Origin of the sequence: Pseudoalteromonas sp. TAE56 (genome assembly GCF_000497955.1) — a bacterium.
Lineage (GTDB): Bacteria > Pseudomonadota > Gammaproteobacteria > Enterobacterales > Alteromonadaceae > Pseudoalteromonas.
Genome location: NZ_AUTN01000011.1, coordinates 1 through 16218, shown reverse-complemented (window position 1 = coordinate 16218; position 16218 = coordinate 1). Strand labels below are relative to the sequence as shown.

Below are 16218 nucleotides of genomic sequence, written 5' to 3'. Positions count from 1 at the left end.
CTGCGTTTTCACCCGCGTTTGAGCTTTTATATGCGGCTTCCCAGCTTTCTTCCGGCCCCCCTTCTGATTTTGTATTACCCACAACAAAGCGCGCTTTAAAATTATCACCTTCATAAGTTAAATTAAAATCAAAGGTATCGGAGGTGGATTCTTCACGTACATAACTGCCGCGCATCCACGGAAACTGCATATCACTTTCAATACCGCTTGCCATCACATCGTATTGTATACCAGTAACAATACTCCCCGACCCATCAAGATTTACACCAGTTAAAAAATCAGAATTTAAAGACCACTCAGGTATATCAATCACAGATTCTGTTCTGTCTTGACCGAGTGTAAAGCCAAAGTAATTAAATCCAAGCTCTAAACGATTTGTTGGTCGCCATTGCGTACTAAATTGAATTCCTTCGCGCTCACGTTTTTCGTTAAGAACTGAACCTCGCACAACTTGCGGAAACCAAACACCATCGTAACTATTACCGCCTGCATCATTAATAACATCCCAACCATTATTGTTATCAACTGCGTTACCGTTTATATCTGTAGGTTGCCCAGTGCCAGTATAGCGCCACACATTGGCATCAGTACCGCCCGAAAGCGTTCTGTTTGTTCGCTCCTGATATGTATAGCCAACTAATATACCAACGTTTTCGTCGTCATTTTTCCATGAATATAAACCCGTAAACTGCGGCTCATACTCTTTTGTAACATCAGCGTAAGTACTCTCTACATTAAATACACCTGAGTTTACATCCATATTTAAAGGTTTTCGGCTGTGCATTAATACAGTGCCACCAACCCCACCTTCATCTAAACGTGCCTCTGGCGATTTATAAACCTCAACACTTTCAATCATTGAAGACGGTAACAAAGCATAATCAAACGAACGCGAAGGCTCCCCTGGAGAAGACGCAATAAAATTACCATTAAGCTGTCTAAAAGTAAGTTCTGACGATAAACCACGAATACTAACTGATGAATCTTCCCCGCCGTCACGCTCAATTACCACACCGGGTACACGCTGAAGCGAATCTGCAACGTTTTTATCAGGGAATTTTCCAATATCTTCAGCGGTAATTGCATCAACAACAGAGCCAGACATACGTTTTACATCTAAATTTTCTGCCATACTTGAACGGATACCACGTACTTCTATTACTTCTATATCTTTTGTGTGCTGCGAGTTTTCTTGCGCTGCAAAAGCACACGTAGAACTCAAAGCAGAAAATATTGATATATAAAGTGATGACTTACAAAACGTTGAAAAAGGAAAAGGGTATATACTTGCTACTATCATGTGAGGAGCTGTTCCATTTAAATCTGCTTATATAAAACTAAAGCGAGAAGTTAATCCTTTTACGTAAATTATTTACGAAATGGCAAAAATCTTTCCAAATTCTACACAGCCAAACTTAACCGTTTGTTAATAAAAAATATTAAATTAAATCAACCTCTCATATAACTGTATTAATACCTATTAAATGAAAGTTAAAATCCAGCCCACACATTAAAGCAGCTCTCAATTAAAAAACTAAGAGCGGCTTTGTGGTATTTAATAGCTTAATGAAATAACTACAGCGCACAAATCATCATTAAGTGTATACAAAAACGAAGGGGGTAATTTGATGTGATAGTCGGCAGTTTATACTTTAAAAAGAAAAACTGCCGGATGATATTTGAAAAGTAACAATGCTAAATAGCGTTGGATTTATTAAGCGAAGCAATAACCTCTGAAAGTTCTGAGAGTGTAGGCTTTCCTCCTAGATAATTGGTATCTATATGGTAACTATTGTCCACCCAAAAAGGTGCTTTAGTTGAGTTATGTCCATGTATTGAAAAGTCGACTCCATGACTTTTAACTACCTTATTTTGTTTAACTACTTCGCGATCCCACAATAGAGATTGCACAATCATCGATTTATCATCAGGGTAATTTTCCCAATCCCACGATTGCGCAAATGTATGAGACAGCCCAATTTTATAACCACAATACTCAAGTACTATCGAAAGAGGCTTAGTTAGTAGCTCATCACACATAACATCGAGCTTTTCGCTCGATACCAACTTGTGCCAATTGCCACCATTGTCAGTCCATAATTTAAAAGCCGCTTCATCATTACTTAATAATGATTCCAACATTAAATGCTCATGATTACCTAATATCATACATGCCCTAATGGCTTGTAAGTATGTAAATAAGTCATATGTTTTATCCCCGCGATCAACAAAATCGCCTAGGCAAAACAAAGTATCTCTCTCAGGGTTAAAACTTACGTTATTAAGTGCGTTTTTTAAGGCCTGTAAATCACCATCAAGATCGCCAATTACAAATACTCGGCGCTCATCATTAATAAATATGGCTTGTTTTGAAGATACAGCCTGAATAGCGTTAATACCTATATCCAAAATAGACTCCTATAGAATGCAATCTAAAACTTAGATTAATACTTGAGTTTATAAAGTCTTAAGGTAACACAATATTATTGATAATTAATGAAGGTAATAAAATTTGATTGAAACTAAAAATGTATGACAGCGGACTTTAGCTACAAGCTAAATAAGTAATGTAGATAGTTTTTAGCCAATAGTAAAAAGCGGCTTAGCAAAATACCTGACCAGCTATTTGCCGGTTAAACACACAAATTTCTCTGCCAGTTCGTCCAAGGTTTCACGCTTATTAGGATCGGGCTTTATACAGTCAATAGGGCAAACATTAACACAGGTCGGTTTATCATAATGCCCTACACACTCAGTACATTTACTAGCATCTATTTGGTATATTTTAGCGCCCATATAAATAGCCTCATTAGGGCATTCAGGGTCGCACATATCGCAGTTAATGCATTTACTATTTATGAGTAAAGCCACTTTTAAGCCCCTTCAATTAAAATCATTATAAAACATAAACATAGATTTAAATGAAATGTTTTTTGACTACTTTTCATACAAGTGTAGTTCAATAAAAAACCTTTATTTTTTATTTAATCGTAGCACACATTCGTAACACACCATTTTATTTTTAGGTGTAAATTACAGCCGCGAATTATGCCTATTTTTCTCTGTTGCTTTGTTGATCTCAATCAATAAAAATCGCCGCGAGGCCTTTATTTATATAGGTTATAACAAAGTGAAGTACTCTTTATCAACGCTTAACAAAGCTCAATATACGAAAGCAAAACTAGAATGGAACCAGCTCAAACCGCCATTTTCTATGCAGCACATAAATCGGTGTGCTACGCTGGCTCAACACATCATATTTTTTGAAGAAAAAAGCACTTATAAACAAGGCTTTAAACCTAGTAGGACTAAAAGGTTATCGAAATACGAAGCGCAACACCATATTCGACTAATTTTCACCAAGTCTGGCGCTGCTATTTTCTACTCTAACTTCCCTAAATCATCTGGCATAGCTAATACCAAATTAGGTGAAGCACCTGAATTAACAATAGCAAAAGCACGAAAGCTTACTGAGCAAATGAAGTATGGCGTTTTAAATAATCATAATATTAAAACTGTGTTTGATGCTTATGAACAAAGCTTAATAGAGCGCCATAACACTGCACCTACCAAATTTGCAGCTTCATCGCTCAGAACATATCAATGCAGAATAAAAAAGCTCAGGCATCATTTCCCACTTAAGCGTGCGTTCCAATCTCTTACAGCTGAAGAGTTAGAAAAGATTGTAGATTTAATTATCCAGACAGAGTCCAATAACCAGGCAATCGAGCTTTTTGCACAGATTAGAAGAGTATGGCGATTTGCTAAGAACAAATTTAACTCAGGTAAAAACCCAGCAGCTGATATCGATGACTTTTACGTATCTGACCGTGTAGAAAGCCCTCGTCCTTGCCAAGTTTATACTGACTTAGATTCAATAGCTGAATTGTGGATAAACCTCGCGTCTGCACCAAATGTACATCAAAAAAATGCAGCTCGATTCATGATTTTGACAGGTATACGCCCTATTAATATTCCACAAATGAAGTGGGAGTGGCTCAATAGTATCGACTTCCCAACATTAATTACCTTTCCGGCATCTGTTGTCGGAGTTCGTGGAGAAATGAAAAACCAAAAAGAATATAAATTGCCCTTAACCAAAGCCATGCGCGCCATTATTTTAGAGCAGAGAGACTGGATGGAAAATGCACTCCCTAACTGTAACCCTGATCACATATTTCTTCAGCCTCGCGATCTTAACAAACCATTTGCTAAAAGGTCGCTGGACAAAATCATCAAGATTACTCACCTGTTGATGCAGTAAAAGGAGACCAAAGAAACATTGTAATGAAAGGCTCTGCTGGCGCATTTTGCACAATGTGCCGAAGCTTTTTTAAATCCAATACAAAAGCGATTATGGTTGCCAACGGCTATCATTTTAAACACGCAGAGGAACTCACAAGACTCGCACTTCATCACCTTAGAAAAGAAGACGATCCAAACGGCTTAAATTATGATAAATCTGAAGAGCTATTTGGCACTTCAACAAAGTTGAAATTTAATGTTTTTAAACTTCATGAAGCTAGTATTTTAAAAAGAGCTAAAGAGCTTGAAAATCAGAAGCTAAGACTTACAGGAATGCAGAGTAAACAGGCTAGCAATCTAGAAGAAAACAGCCAAAAGAAAGCACTGAGAGATAGGATTAAAGCACATCTAGTTTACAAGCGCGGTTATGTAAACTTCATTAATCAGCCACTTGGTGATACGGGCAGAGTAACAAAAGATTTGATCTTAACAGAAGAAGGAAGAGCTGTTGTTGAGAGATATTTAAATGACCAAGAAGCCAAAGCAAAAAATAATTAAAAAAAGTTTAATTTCGACTTACCAAAGTTTTTGTAAAAAAAATTAATTTCATACCATTGCCTTATTAGAGCGCTACCTCATCAGTTATTTGATGATTTTAACTTTTTTAAGGCTTATGTATTAATGGCAACATCAGTATTAAATTCAGTAAAACCATGTGAGGTCACGATTAAAAGTCGTGACCTTTGCATGGCTGAATTTAATGCATTTAAGCCACCGTACAATGACGAGTCAATGGAAGAGCTAGCCAGTCTTGCGACTATTATATTGGCGCAAGAAAAAGGAAGAAGACTTTCAAAGTATCAGCTTAAAGATCAAATAAGAATTGTATTCCAGCATGATGGCATTATTAAATTTTTTACTCATTTTAAAAAAGAACATGGCATAAAAAATATTAAGCTTGGTGATTCTAATGATATGAGTTTTTCAGCAGCGAAATTAAAAGCGGCCGAAATATACAAAAAGAACACCTCTAATTACACATTCGAATTTGTAGTGAGTAAACAAATAGAAAACTTACAGGCAATTAATAAACATAGCCCTAGCAAGTTAGCTGACACCACAGTAACCACATATACCTCTTACCTTAATGCAATTCAAAATGCATTTGGTAAAAATACGTTATTTCAGACTATTACGCCTGAGATAATTGAAACCACGCTTGACCAACTACTAACAGAAAAAAGTGGTCCGCATGTGGCTAGGCTATTCGAGCAGATGAAAAAACTGTGGGTGTTCGCAAAAAATAAATATAATAACGGCACTAATCCATTCCTAGAGGTAGACAATAATTATATATCTTCTAGAACGGCGAAGCCTATTCCTTGTAAGGCATATACTGAAATATCTCTAATTTCTCAGCTATACATAAACCTAAAAATAATACATTAATAAATGCTGTTCTGTTGATGATGTTTACAGGGCTAAGACCCATAAATATTTGCAACCTACGTCTATCGTATATAGATGATTTAAATAATCCTAAATTTTTAACGTTTCCTGAAACAACCCATACCACTCGCGGTGCTATGAAAAACCAAAAAGAGTTTAAAATACAACTCACACCCGAGATGAAAAAAGCAATAAAGCAAGAGTTAAAATTAAACCCAGACATAAACCGCACCTACTTATTTTGCAAGGTTAAAGACAACTCAAAACCCATTAGTAAAGAGAGTTTAAACCGAGCACTTAAGTATCATGCGCCAAAAGACATGGTCGTGGCCTCGCGAGATAACATAAATATAAAAGGCTCTGCCGGAGCATATCCAACACTACTTCGCAGCTTCTTAAAATCGCACATGAAAGAAGTGCTAACTAAAAAAATTGGGTCATCAACAATTGCTGAAATTGAATCTAAAAAAATGTTACATCACTCTGTTTCAGAACATGATCCAATGAGTAAACATTATGACCACTCCAATATATTATATAACACTGATATTAAAGCACTTTATAAAAACTTTTCCCTATTTGAGAAGGAAATACTTAAAGAAGTAAAAATACAGGCTAAGTTAAAAAACAAAACGACTAAAAAATCATTTTTAAAATTAGATTATTCAAATAATTTCATCGCCAAAGTCAAAAGCACAATAAGTGCTTATTCCACTATCTGGGGTAATATAGTTCAGCAAACCCAAAAGCTTAAAAAGAGCCGCCCTTTGCAAATATTAGAGTAGCGCTTACATATTGCAATACAACTTTTTATTTGCTTACAAAACCTATAAAGAGCTTTTACTAGGTGGTGCAGATTGATTTCTTATAAAAGCAGGGATATCAAAAATATCAGATGCTTTTGGCTTAGTGGCGACTACTTTAGAGCTTGACTCATTTGTAGTGTCATCAAGTATCATTTTTGAACTCGCGCCCGTAGCAATTACTAGCAGCTCATAGTTAATCGTTAGGCTTTCTATTTTCGAGACACCACAAATAACCAAAGCATTAGGACTTACCTGCTGGCGCACAGTATCTGTAATTAAATTATAACTTCCTAAAGAAATTTCATCTTTGCAGTTTACTTGTATTATCACCCCCGTACTTGATGACATATCCACTTGATTAACTAGCGGGTTGTTTAGCGCCGCATCTAGTGCAGTAGTGAGCTCACTTTCTTCATCGCATTTACCAACACCCAGTACCGCATCGCCCTGGCAGTCCATAATTTTGGCAAAATCATTCAAATCAACGTTGATCAAACCTTGAAAACAAAGCATGTCTATTAATGATTTTATCAGTGAATGAAGTATTTGGTTGCTATGCTTAAAGGCGTCAAATAAACCAATATCATTACCTAGCACTTCAATAAGTTGATCGTTTGGGAGAGTAATAACAGCATTAGCATGCTCTTTAAGCTCATTTAAACCTGCTTGCGCAATATTATTTCTAAACTGCCCTTCACTACTAAATGGTAATGTAGCAACAAATATAATGGGTTTACCTTGCTCACTAGCAAGTTGTGCAATGTAAGGGCTAGCGCCAGTCCCAGTACCGCCACCCAACCCTGTTTGTTGCACACAGTATTATATCGCAGCCATTAATGAGCGTTAAAAGCTGCTCTTTACTCTCTTTTGCCGCTTGCAGTCCAACTTTAGGATCGGCCCCAGCGCCATATCCATGAGTTAGCTCAGCACCTATTAGTACCGCTTCATCACTCTGCGTATGCTCAAGCACTACTTTGTCGGTATTAACACTGTACAAAAATGCCTGATCAGACTCGCGTTGCTCAAAAATACTGTTAAGGGTATTACAGCCACACCCACCAATACCAAATACACCAATCGATAAACCATCATTTTGTTGAATTAATTGAAACATAACTACTCCTTAACTTTAAAAGGAGCATAGCAAACAGGTGCGTCAAATTTTGACGCACCTAAACAAGTTGGAGTTATTTATAGATGTTAGCGGCCGCTTTAAGCTTAGAAATAATTCTTTGCCGCAGCTTTTCAGGTTTAATAACTTCCAGCCAATGAGCACATTTAAATAACTCATCGCGGTTAATTGCTCGGTATCAATAGTCTGGTAGGTAAGTAATACGTTTTTATCGTCAATATATTGCTTATCAGTCAGCTCGCCAAGCTCAATAAACTCTTGATTAACAGCCGAATGGGTAGGTACTTTTATTACTAATTCGATAGTTTCTTGCGACATGCCTTTGTTAATAGCACTACGTAACGATTTTAATTGCTCGGCACTTGGCTCACGTCGTGTCTTTTGCAAAATGTGTACATTACGAATGCGGTAAACCGGCATCTGGTAACACTTATCGTGAAGCGTCCCCACCATAAACTGCGCCATTAACACACCGCCTTGCTCAACTATGTTATAAAAACTCAACTCAGCAAACTTTAACCAATGTGCCTCATCGTAAAGTACTCTATAAAGCTCAGCGCTCACTGCACGCTTATGCTTAATCACATGCTCAATTTGCTCAACTAGCTGATTATCAATATTCACTTTTAACGACGACTTTGGAAGGATTGAAAGCCAGTCAGGTACATGGCCATTAAAACGTTTAAGAGCCTGCTCTGCTTTAATATGCACTGACTGCTTAACGTCACTCGGGACTGATTGCGGTAATAACTGCTCCAACAGCAAATAGTGTTCAGCCATTTCACTGCTCATTACTTTTGTATTACCACCTCGCCACTGCGCATTGATAGACCAGCCATAGGGCTTACTACGCATATCTTTTTCAAGCCCAAAACAGCCTTGATCATATAGTGATTGAAGATCACGCTGGAGCATGCGGGTTGAAATATCAAAGCTTCGTTCAAGCAGTTTTTGCTGTAGCAGCTGGATTGAGATAGAACTTGGCGCTTTGGGCACAAGCTCTAAAATAGATAAATGACGATGTGAATTCATTGACAAACTTTTATATCAACATTCAAAATTATACTTCTCTCGGTGGTACTTCATATATTCGTGTGTTTCTTGGGGAATATTTAGTTGCATACTTTTATCAATCGATAACTTATTTAAATCTGATTCACTTATAGAGTCAGCTATCATGATAAAACCTTCTGAATCAAAGCTAATCAAACCTCTATCAAATAGTGCATCTAAATGTGCTGAAAGCAACAAACCGTTGAACGGGTCTGTCCTTTCACTATCTTCAGCATCGCGCCAAGCTTTGATATGTGAAGCTCGAAGTAAATCTCTACATTTTATACCTGTTAGTGCACAGCCTTTCCAAATATCATCTAAAGCTGCTCTATATCTCCCTTGCCCTATTCTTGCTTTTATAAGCGAATCTTTTTCTGTTTTGCTAAACCCCTTAGCTTGAGCTATTTTATTGATGAAGCTAGTCAATAAGATTTTTGATTCTTTAGAAAAATTAACCTCGCTATTACAAGATAAAGGAGTTAATAAGTTTGTAGCAATCACTTCCATCAAACGTCTATAATTGTTTTTATTATCAACACCAACTTTAAATTTCAGAGTCAGCCGACTAAGTTCTGGCTTTCTTTGGCATTGTTCAAAACCTAACTTATCGGGTATGTTCTGTTTATTTAAGAGAGTAGCAACTACTACACATTCTTTCAAATTACAACTAATCCCCAATCTTGGTCCAACAGAATCCCTACCAAATTTAAAAATATTATTATTATACCAGCCATATTCAAAGTCAGGATTACGGTACGGCTCACAAAACTCCAGTATTTCTTTTACTAGTAGAAAAACTTTAGGGTTATCCTGTAACCATTTTTTAGTGTTTTCTTTTCCTGATAAATCCGGTGTTCTTTTTTTACCCATAACATTAATCTCTCTTAATAAATTTAACAAAATTAAATTTTTTATAAATAGCTAATTTTAAAACTACAAAACAAATCCGATTTTTTGCTTCCCACCTTCTTTTAAATCGTTTTGTTCTTGTAAGATTGATAACATTCGCTCTTGAGTCATTCGTTTTTTCGAAAACCTCATTTGCCTTTTTACAATTGCAAATTCACCAGGCGTTAGCTTCGAAAGTTTATTTAATTCATGTATTAAGTTCTTTTTTAACACTCCAGGGCCTAATGTATCTTTAAATAATTGCTTAGCCTGTACCGGAGTCAAGTAGGTCAAATCTAATTTAAAATCAAATCGTCTCATTACCGCTTTATCTAAATTTTTAGCAAAGTTAGTCGCAGCAAAAAGTGGGAGTTGAAATTGCTCCATCTGGCATAATAATTCATTAACTGTTTGCACTTCCCAATTTGCCGTCGCTTGTTCACGACTACACAACAAGCTATCAGCTTCATCAATAAATATTGCACTTCCTTCTTGTGTAGCTTGTTTAAATAGTTGAGCAATGTTTTGTTCATTTTCGCCAACCCATTTGCTTAGTAAGTCAGATGCTTTGACCGAAATAAGTTTAAAATCAGCCTTTTCGCATAAATAATTCACAAAGGCTGTTTTTCCTGTACCTGACGGGCCAGTTAGCAGGGTTCGTGAACTTGAATATTCGATTACAGCCTCTTCCACCTGCTCGAGTGATGCATACTCAGACTCTATATTCACCATTTGAGGATTAAACTTTTGCACTGCTTGATAAGTTAATTCATGTATTGAAAAACCGCATGCAATTAAAGTGTCTTGAATATTCTCTTCAATACATTCACGTGCTCCTTGAGCCTTAAATCCACATAGTTTTGCTACATGTACCGCTTTAGCAATATGAGCTGGCAGCAAGTTTTGTTGAGCAGCTAATTTACTAATAAAACGGTTACCAACACTCAAGCCTTTAACATATTTGCCGATCATTTTTTCCTTAGTCGTTTTGTTTAGCTCAGGAATTTCGTAAACAATATTAAATCGCCTAATAATGCTCTGTGGTATATCCTCTAAATGATTAGTGATCCAAATACTCACCACAGGGTGATTTTCAATATAAGTATGAAGTAGCTCTTTAGAGAAACTTTTAGAGAATAAATCACGCTCAAAAATATTTTCACATTCATCCAGTAACAGCATTGTTTTTTTACGCTTGCCTACCAACTTACTCACCACATTAAAGTGCTCTAAACGCAGCTCAGAGCTTGCGCTTCGGCTATCGATCTCGTTTGTTGGGTTTATTAAGTTACTACCTTTAGCTTGTACCTTAAGCAACTGCGAACCACAGGCTTGCGCTATATATTTAGCCAATGAAGTTTTGCCCGAACCTGGCACACCATAAAATAAAATACTCAATGCTTGCCCACCCATCTTAGTCGCATTTTGCGTAGCTTTAAGCAAAGTATTTAAATCTAAGTGAGATAAATCAGCAGCGCTAAGTTCAGAAGCTTCACAAGGAGTTACTAAACTAGATAGAATATCACTTTCATTATTTAACTTACCCTCGAGCAGGCTTTTAGCAATTGAGTTTGGTAAAATTAAAAACTCATCTTCTCCAGCAAATATCTCCATATCCATTGAATACATGCCAGATTCAATAACCAAACTAATTTGCTTATTAAGTAGTGCTTCATCAATATCAAGAACGTAAGCTATTTTTTCTAAAATAACGCCAGCGTAATCGTCACGTAAGTATTCTACAAGTTCGCGTAATGGTTTACTGAGCGTCATACAGCACGAAAAAATAACTAAAGGAGTAACCGCTTTTGGTAGTCCAAACGCTTTACAGAATATATGCACATTATTTTGTAACGTTTTAGGCATTGTGTTTATTGCTAAATGATCTATTCGCGTAATTAAATCATCAACATCTAAACCTTGTAAATTTGCATAGTTAAAACCAGAAACGCTACATAAAGCCTTTTTAAATAGCTTATCGTGCCAAAGCTCTTCTACGTCGAATTCTTCTAATAATTCAGTGGTAAAGTGCGCAACTATACGCTTTAATTGAGGAGTTGGGTTCATGCTATGTACCTATTTATTTATAATCAATAAGTACATAGTAATTAGGTAAAGAGCTTTGAGTTCACGTAATAGCATAAAATCAAAGTCACCGTAAATAATTGAAATTAAACAGCTTTAAAGTTCAATTATCCAACCTTAAAAATAAATTCAATGTAAATTCTCAACATACTGTTTTATATATACTTTTGTTTGTATTTTTAAGATATTTTTACGTATACAATTATCGGAAACTTAACATGGATGAATATAATCTTAACCCAGGCTCATCAGAAAACCCTATACTTATTAAAAATAAGCACCAGAACAATAGCTTATCAAAAGAGTATGCTACTCGAGGAGAAGAGTATGTTCATCGCCCTCTCTTACAAATGCATACTAAAAACAACAATGGAGAAAATGCATTCGCCTTTGATAAAGCTCCTGAAGGATATGAATTCTTCACACCAAACGTTATCACCAACCCAAACTTGCAACTACTAGACATAAAAGTAGCTTTATCTTTATTTGAATTACTCGATTGGCGTGATAACGGTGAAGGGATTGTTTACCCTTGTACTTCAGAAGACTTTGATCTTGAAAGTTACGGTGAACTTGGAGAATACATTCACTCAACCGACGGACAAATGATAGATATAGATCCAACACCGCTTTATGAGCACCTATCAGTTATACTAAACACTACTGTTAATAATAATGAATTAAATAAAGCACTAGCACGTCTCGATAGCTTCCACTACATAAACTTAACTCCTATTAATGAAGAAAACTCTAAACTTTATAAGAAAAACAGGTATCTTAGTAGTAATCCTAATCTAATACTTGTCGAAATTAACGATATGATGGATATAAAAAACTTAACTAACATTTGGATTTAATGTCTTTTTAGGTGCTTATAATTAGCTTAAAGGCGCAATTTATAGCATTTACATTTTTACAAATGTCCACAATTTTGAAGGTAATAAAATGATACTCATAAAAGCAGGAACTAGATTTGACATCGATGAGGTAGCGCATTATGTATACTTACTCATCAGAAGCCGTCTTAACGACGATATAATAATAAATGAAGTCGAATTTAAAAAAGTAATTTATCAAATCCAAGCATCAATTGGCGACTTTGATTTATGGAGTTTAGTAAATGGGAGGTTTAGGTTTGGTGTACATAAATACCCTGTAGCTGGAGAGCTTTGTAAAAAGAATAAAGGCGCAGGTGTTTTCACTTTAAAAATAACAAATAAAAAAGCAGCTCTTTACATTGCTGGAGACGACAAGGTAAAAAAAGTAGTTCATGAAGAAATGGAATTAGATGGCGAGTCTAAACATCAGATAGAGTTAACAGATAATATAAATACAGATCATGCTATTAGTTTCATAAAGCAAGCTGTAAATACAGATAAAGTGCAATCACGCTTAATTACTGTTGACAATACAAACCCAACCGATATTTTTTATAGCTATCTTTCTCTTGATACAATAGCTTTGCAAGAAATAGAAACACTTGAGGATAGAGACACAAACGATAAGATTCGCCTTGTTTATGTTCGAGTAGGTCAAGGCCCGTTTAGAAAACAACTTTTAAGTATTTACGGTGAAACTTGCTTTATGTCAGGTAAATGCCCTGCGGAATCACTGCAAGCTGCTCATATAATTCCACATGCTGATACTAACCACAAAGGTAACTTTGAAAATGAGAACGGCCTGCTTTTACGTTCTGATTTGCATAAGCTTTTTGATGATGATTTGATTAAAATTAATGATAATTTTGTGGTTAAGGTAAGTAATAAACTTAAAGATTATGACTTATACTACGAGTTAAATGGTAAACAGTTGGCGCAAACAAACAACTCAATTAACTTTGACAAACTAAAACAAAACCTGACTTTTCGAAATACTTTGTCAAAGTCAAAATTAGATAAAGCACTTGGTAAATAAAATTATTCATGTAACAGCCCTATGCAACTACCTATAAATTAATACCTTTACAGTTGCTAAGGGCTGTTAATTAGGGAATCTAGCACATTGTATACTATGGAGCTTTAACCTCTAATTCACAGGCAATCTTAATCTGCTCTATATGCTTGTTGTTCAATTCTATTTCCCTATCAATACGCTCTATTTCATCTTGTAGATTGCGTTTTTCTGAGTCTAGCTCTGCATGGGTTAACTTCATTTCAAAGGGTATTTTTTCTATTTTCAACGATTGTATCTTAGCTTTATAGGCCTTCGTTCGCTCTCTGACTAGCTCGTGTACTTTATTTTTAATTTCTAAGTTTCTATTAAATTCATTTAGACCTTCATTAACACTACCTAAAAAATTACTTGTGCCTAGTAGCGCCTGAGTAGCTGCAGATTTACTATCATCATAAACTTTCTGTACCTCAGCCTTTGGTTTTGTGCACTTCATGATTAGGCCTGAAATGACCAAAAGTGGTAGAGCTATATAGGTTAGATAAACCCCTACATAAGTAACAGTAAATAGTGTTATCAAATAAAGTGCTAATGTAAGCCAAAAAACGAAGCTTGCTTTAGAATGCATATAAATTAATCCTTTAAAATTAAAATTTCTTATCTAATTTGACGCTGAAAATTCTCAAAGTTATTTAAGGCGTCGAATGCAGTAAATACAGTCCAGCCGTGTCTTCTTAATATATTAGAATTACTCATATTAATAAGCACCGCTACTTTACGCCTTGGCCAGCAAAGATCGATTGAAACAAATGTTTCTTTATCTTGAATAACAATCCCTAGCTCAGCACCTGGTAATCTAGTCGACTCACATTTTTGCAGAAGGCCATCTAATGCTGTATCTGCACACTCTCGCAGATTATCGTAATTAAACACGTCAAACTTATGTTGTTCTCGTCTTAGCTGGTTAATTTTAAGAATATCTGAGTTGCTTACATATATATGATCATGATGTGGCTGCTTTTTATGGCAATCTGCACAAAGTACTCTCAAATTATCTCGTTCATTTTCTGCTTTATTCCCATTGATATGATGAGTATGTAAGAGCCTTTTTTCAGATTTAAGGTCAATGCCGCATTGCTCACATGTGTAATTTAAATCGCTTCTTAACTTAGCCGAAATTGATGGCCAATCTGGCGTATAACCGCTTGTGTGTTTCTTACTGTTAACAGGCAAACTTTTAAAGTAGGAGCTATAAACTTCGAAGAATTGTTCAAACGAAAAACTATTAAATACTTGATTTTTAACTTGAGGACTTTGAGTAGAGTAACCCTTGTAATTAAGAATTTTTAAGCAGTTTTTACATACACCTAAATCAGCTTCCCCCTCTGTATTAGAGCCTCCTCTGTAGCTTGAGCCAAATACAGGAAAAAAGCCATCAACGCGATTAATTACATCATAGCGTTTAAACCGGCCAGTTTCTCGCATCAACTCAAGAGTAGAACACTCTGCCACATGGATACGTCGCCCTAATTTACCATTAGACAACACGGCTTCAATGTCATCTCCTTGATCAGGTATATAAAGCATAACCTGATGGCCATCATAGTTTAGTACACCGTTTGACCCATCAATTTCATCTAACTGTACATCTTTACCTAAAATCATCCCTTGATTAAGATGACTGCCAATGCTCTCGAGTTCAGAAGCATCACTGGTAATAGAAAAGTCTGTAACAACTTGCCCTAAGGGTGCTACCGATCTATGTAACGCACTAAAATCAACTGTTAGCTTCATTACTGCGCCTCCAGTATCCGTTTTATTTGAATGTCAGCATTAGTAATAGCCCTAAAAGATACCCGCCTTGACCTTGCAGCATCTTCAACACCATTCTCTTTAATTAAACGTGAAGATGAAAAACCAACTGCAGCAATATTAGCTTTAATCCAATCAGATTCATTAGGCATAAGTGCATAACCATACTCTAATACAGAACGTGTTCGTCCCTGAGATAGTCGCATATTATAAAAGTATGCTTGCGCTTCTGTAGAGCCTCTTAAACCAACACTTGAAGTATGGCCCTCAATACGAATTTCATCTAAAGAGTCTCTAAACGGGGCAAGCACGTTGATATAACGGGGGAAAAGTCGTTTAATATTTCTTTATATGCGTTGCTTAATCGAGTTTCATTATTAGCAAATAAAACATCTGGAGATTGAAAGTTAAACGCTAAAGTTTCTTTGTCTATTGTTGCTCCCCACTTATCAAGGTCTTTTTCAAATTCGCTTTCTAGCGCTTCATATATGGCAACTTGATTTTGTTGGTAAGCAACAGCAACATCTTTAATCTTGTCGTTTTCTTTTTGAGTTATCATCATAAAAACAATAGCTATAAACAAGAATACAACCATTAGACCAGCCATCAAATCTGATACTGTTAACCAATGGTCACCACTATCTTGAGAGGTGTTTTGAGAGCCAAATATCTTTTCCATTACATTACTCGCTGACTTACAACTTCATTCATAGCTTTAGTTAGCTTAATGTAATCATCAACAAATTTACCGCTTACCTGTGCAAGTGCTTTACCCATTTCGTTCATTACACGGCTTATTTCTTGCTGCATCGCAGTATCAATAAGTTTTAGTTGTGAGTCTACGGCTTCGCCAGTCAT

At 35.9% G+C, this 16218-nt stretch carries 18 protein-coding genes and 1 pseudogene; 6 read left to right on the top strand and 13 right to left on the bottom strand.

What is annotated here, in order from left to right; genetic code table 11:
- The 3 genes from L656_RS0100400 to L656_RS0100390 all read right to left on the bottom strand — a co-directional run.
- Positions 1 to 1300 (bottom strand): TonB-dependent receptor (locus L656_RS0100400; protein WP_024597751.1); only part of this gene is annotated, 1300 nt, incomplete at its 3' end.
- A gap of 395 nt (positions 1301 to 1695) precedes the next feature.
- Complete coding sequence (locus L656_RS0100395) at positions 1696 to 2409, bottom strand: metallophosphoesterase (protein ID WP_024597750.1); 714 nt, start codon at positions 2407 to 2409, stop codon at positions 1696 to 1698.
- 213 nt (positions 2410 to 2622) lie between these two features.
- The gene (locus tag L656_RS0100390) at positions 2623 to 2871 is read right to left on the bottom strand and encodes a YfhL family 4Fe-4S dicluster ferredoxin (protein ID WP_024597749.1); all 249 of its coding nucleotides are present in this window, start codon (positions 2869 to 2871) and stop codon (positions 2623 to 2625) included.
- A gap of 259 nt (positions 2872 to 3130) precedes the next feature.
- On the opposite strand from L656_RS0100390, the gene L656_RS01000000121750 reads away from it, so the two are divergent.
- The 4 genes from L656_RS01000000121750 (at position 3131) to L656_RS1000000123355 (ending at position 6479) form a co-directional block, all read left to right on the top strand.
- Positions 3131 to 4264, top strand: a complete 1134-nt coding sequence (locus L656_RS01000000121750) for a tyrosine-type recombinase/integrase (RefSeq protein ID WP_241763403.1) — start codon at positions 3131 to 3133, stop codon at positions 4262 to 4264.
- 23 nt (positions 4265 to 4287) lie between these two features.
- Entirely contained in the window at positions 4288 to 4803 is a 516-nt protein-coding gene (locus L656_RS1000000123365) for a hypothetical protein (protein ID WP_241763402.1), read from the top strand.
- Between the two features lie 123 nt (positions 4804 to 4926).
- The gene (locus L656_RS1000000123360; RefSeq protein WP_241763401.1) at positions 4927 to 5694 is read left to right on the top strand and encodes a hypothetical protein; all 768 of its coding nucleotides are present in this window, start codon (positions 4927 to 4929) and stop codon (positions 5692 to 5694) included.
- A gap of 17 nt (positions 5695 to 5711) precedes the next feature.
- Positions 5712 to 6479: a hypothetical protein gene (locus L656_RS1000000123355; protein WP_342626590.1), complete on the top strand. Its 768-nt coding sequence runs from the start codon at positions 5712 to 5714 to the stop codon at positions 6477 to 6479.
- A gap of 42 nt (positions 6480 to 6521) precedes the next feature.
- On the opposite strand, the gene L656_RS1000000123575 is transcribed toward L656_RS1000000123355, so the two are convergent.
- From L656_RS1000000123575 to L656_RS0100360, 5 genes are all read right to left on the bottom strand, one after another.
- Positions 6522 to 7313 carry a cell division protein FtsZ gene (locus tag L656_RS1000000123575; protein ID WP_275041056.1) on the bottom strand — a complete coding sequence of 264 codons (792 nt, stop codon included), beginning with the start codon at positions 7311 to 7313 and terminating at the stop codon, positions 6522 to 6524.
- Entirely contained in the window at positions 7270 to 7614 is a 345-nt protein-coding gene (locus L656_RS1000000123345; protein ID WP_275041055.1) for a hypothetical protein, read from the bottom strand. Before L656_RS1000000123345 ends, L656_RS1000000123575 begins: the two co-directional genes overlap by 44 nt.
- A gap of 42 nt (positions 7615 to 7656) precedes the next feature.
- Complete coding sequence (locus L656_RS01000000121735) at positions 7657 to 8664, bottom strand: transcriptional factor (protein WP_241763400.1); 1008 nt, start codon at positions 8662 to 8664, stop codon at positions 7657 to 7659.
- Between the two features lie 15 nt (positions 8665 to 8679).
- Positions 8680 to 9555, bottom strand: coding sequence for an HNH endonuclease (locus L656_RS1000000122555; protein ID WP_024597748.1), 876 nt, complete (start codon positions 9553 to 9555; stop codon positions 8680 to 8682).
- 63 nt (positions 9556 to 9618) lie between these two features.
- Positions 9619 to 11640, bottom strand: a complete 2022-nt coding sequence (locus tag L656_RS0100360) for an AAA family ATPase (protein WP_024597747.1) — start codon at positions 11638 to 11640, stop codon at positions 9619 to 9621.
- Positions 11641 to 11876: 236 nt separating this feature from the next.
- On the opposite strand from L656_RS0100360, the gene L656_RS0100355 reads away from it, so the two are divergent.
- Together L656_RS0100355 and L656_RS1000000122550 are read left to right on the top strand one after the other, a co-directional pair.
- Positions 11877 to 12515, top strand: coding sequence for a hypothetical protein (locus tag L656_RS0100355; protein ID WP_024597746.1), 639 nt, complete (start codon positions 11877 to 11879; stop codon positions 12513 to 12515).
- 88 nt (positions 12516 to 12603) lie between these two features.
- Positions 12604 to 13572, top strand: coding sequence for an HNH endonuclease (locus tag L656_RS1000000122550; RefSeq protein ID WP_024597745.1), 969 nt, complete (start codon positions 12604 to 12606; stop codon positions 13570 to 13572).
- A gap of 94 nt (positions 13573 to 13666) precedes the next feature.
- Here L656_RS1000000122550 and L656_RS0100345 read toward each other — a convergent pair whose 3' ends face one another.
- The 5 genes and pseudogenes from L656_RS0100345 to L656_RS01000000121720 form a co-directional block, all read right to left on the bottom strand.
- On the bottom strand, positions 13667 to 14176 hold the full coding sequence (locus L656_RS0100345) for a hypothetical protein (RefSeq protein WP_024597744.1): 510 nt from the start codon (positions 14174 to 14176) through the stop codon (positions 13667 to 13669).
- A 29-nt stretch (positions 14177 to 14205) separates the two neighbouring features.
- On the bottom strand, positions 14206 to 15342 hold the full coding sequence (locus L656_RS0100340; RefSeq protein ID WP_024597743.1) for an HNH endonuclease: 1137 nt from the start codon (positions 15340 to 15342) through the stop codon (positions 14206 to 14208).
- Positions 15342 to 15671, bottom strand: coding sequence for an OmpA family protein (locus tag L656_RS1000000123340; protein ID WP_241763399.1), 330 nt, complete (start codon positions 15669 to 15671; stop codon positions 15342 to 15344). The genes L656_RS0100340 and L656_RS1000000123340 overlap by 1 nt, the downstream gene beginning before the upstream one ends.
- Positions 15644 to 16039, bottom strand: a complete 396-nt coding sequence (locus L656_RS1000000123335; RefSeq protein WP_241763398.1) for a hypothetical protein — start codon at positions 16037 to 16039, stop codon at positions 15644 to 15646. The genes L656_RS1000000123340 and L656_RS1000000123335 overlap by 28 nt, the downstream gene beginning before the upstream one ends.
- Positions 16039 to 16218: pseudogene (locus L656_RS01000000121720) on the bottom strand (hypothetical protein); the annotation flags it as partial. The pseudogene L656_RS01000000121720 and the gene L656_RS1000000123335, both read right to left, overlap by 1 nt.

What these genes read in the sequence shown, in the direction of transcription:
- L656_RS1000000123365 (WP_241763402.1), top strand. Translation starts at nt 4,288, where the DNA reads ATGAAAGGCTCTGCTGGCGCATTTTGCACAATGTGCCGAAGCTTTTTT.
- L656_RS0100345 (WP_024597744.1), bottom strand. Translation starts at nt 14,176, where the DNA reads ATGCATTCTAAAGCAAGCTTCGTTTTTTGGCTTACATTAGCACTTTAT.
- L656_RS1000000123355 (WP_342626590.1), top strand. Translation starts at nt 5,712, where the DNA reads ATGATGTTTACAGGGCTAAGACCCATAAATATTTGCAACCTACGTCTA.
- L656_RS0100340 (WP_024597743.1), bottom strand. Translation starts at nt 15,342, where the DNA reads ATGAAGCTAACAGTTGATTTTAGTGCGTTACATAGATCGGTAGCACCC.
- L656_RS0100355 (WP_024597746.1), top strand. Translation starts at nt 11,877, where the DNA reads ATGGATGAATATAATCTTAACCCAGGCTCATCAGAAAACCCTATACTT.
- L656_RS1000000122555 (WP_024597748.1), bottom strand. Translation starts at nt 9,555, where the DNA reads ATGGGTAAAAAAAGAACACCGGATTTATCAGGAAAAGAAAACACTAAA.
- L656_RS01000000121735 (WP_241763400.1), bottom strand. Translation starts at nt 8,664, where the DNA reads ATGAATTCACATCGTCATTTATCTATTTTAGAGCTTGTGCCCAAAGCG.
- L656_RS1000000123345 (WP_275041055.1), bottom strand. Translation starts at nt 7,614, where the DNA reads ATGTTTCAATTAATTCAACAAAATGATGGTTTATCGATTGGTGTATTT.
- L656_RS1000000123335 (WP_241763398.1), bottom strand. Translation starts at nt 16,039, where the DNA reads ATGGAAAAGATATTTGGCTCTCAAAACACCTCTCAAGATAGTGGTGAC.
- L656_RS1000000123360 (WP_241763401.1), top strand. Translation starts at nt 4,927, where the DNA reads ATGGCAACATCAGTATTAAATTCAGTAAAACCATGTGAGGTCACGATT.
- L656_RS1000000122550 (WP_024597745.1), top strand. Translation starts at nt 12,604, where the DNA reads ATGATACTCATAAAAGCAGGAACTAGATTTGACATCGATGAGGTAGCG.
- L656_RS0100360 (WP_024597747.1), bottom strand. Translation starts at nt 11,640, where the DNA reads ATGAACCCAACTCCTCAATTAAAGCGTATAGTTGCGCACTTTACCACT.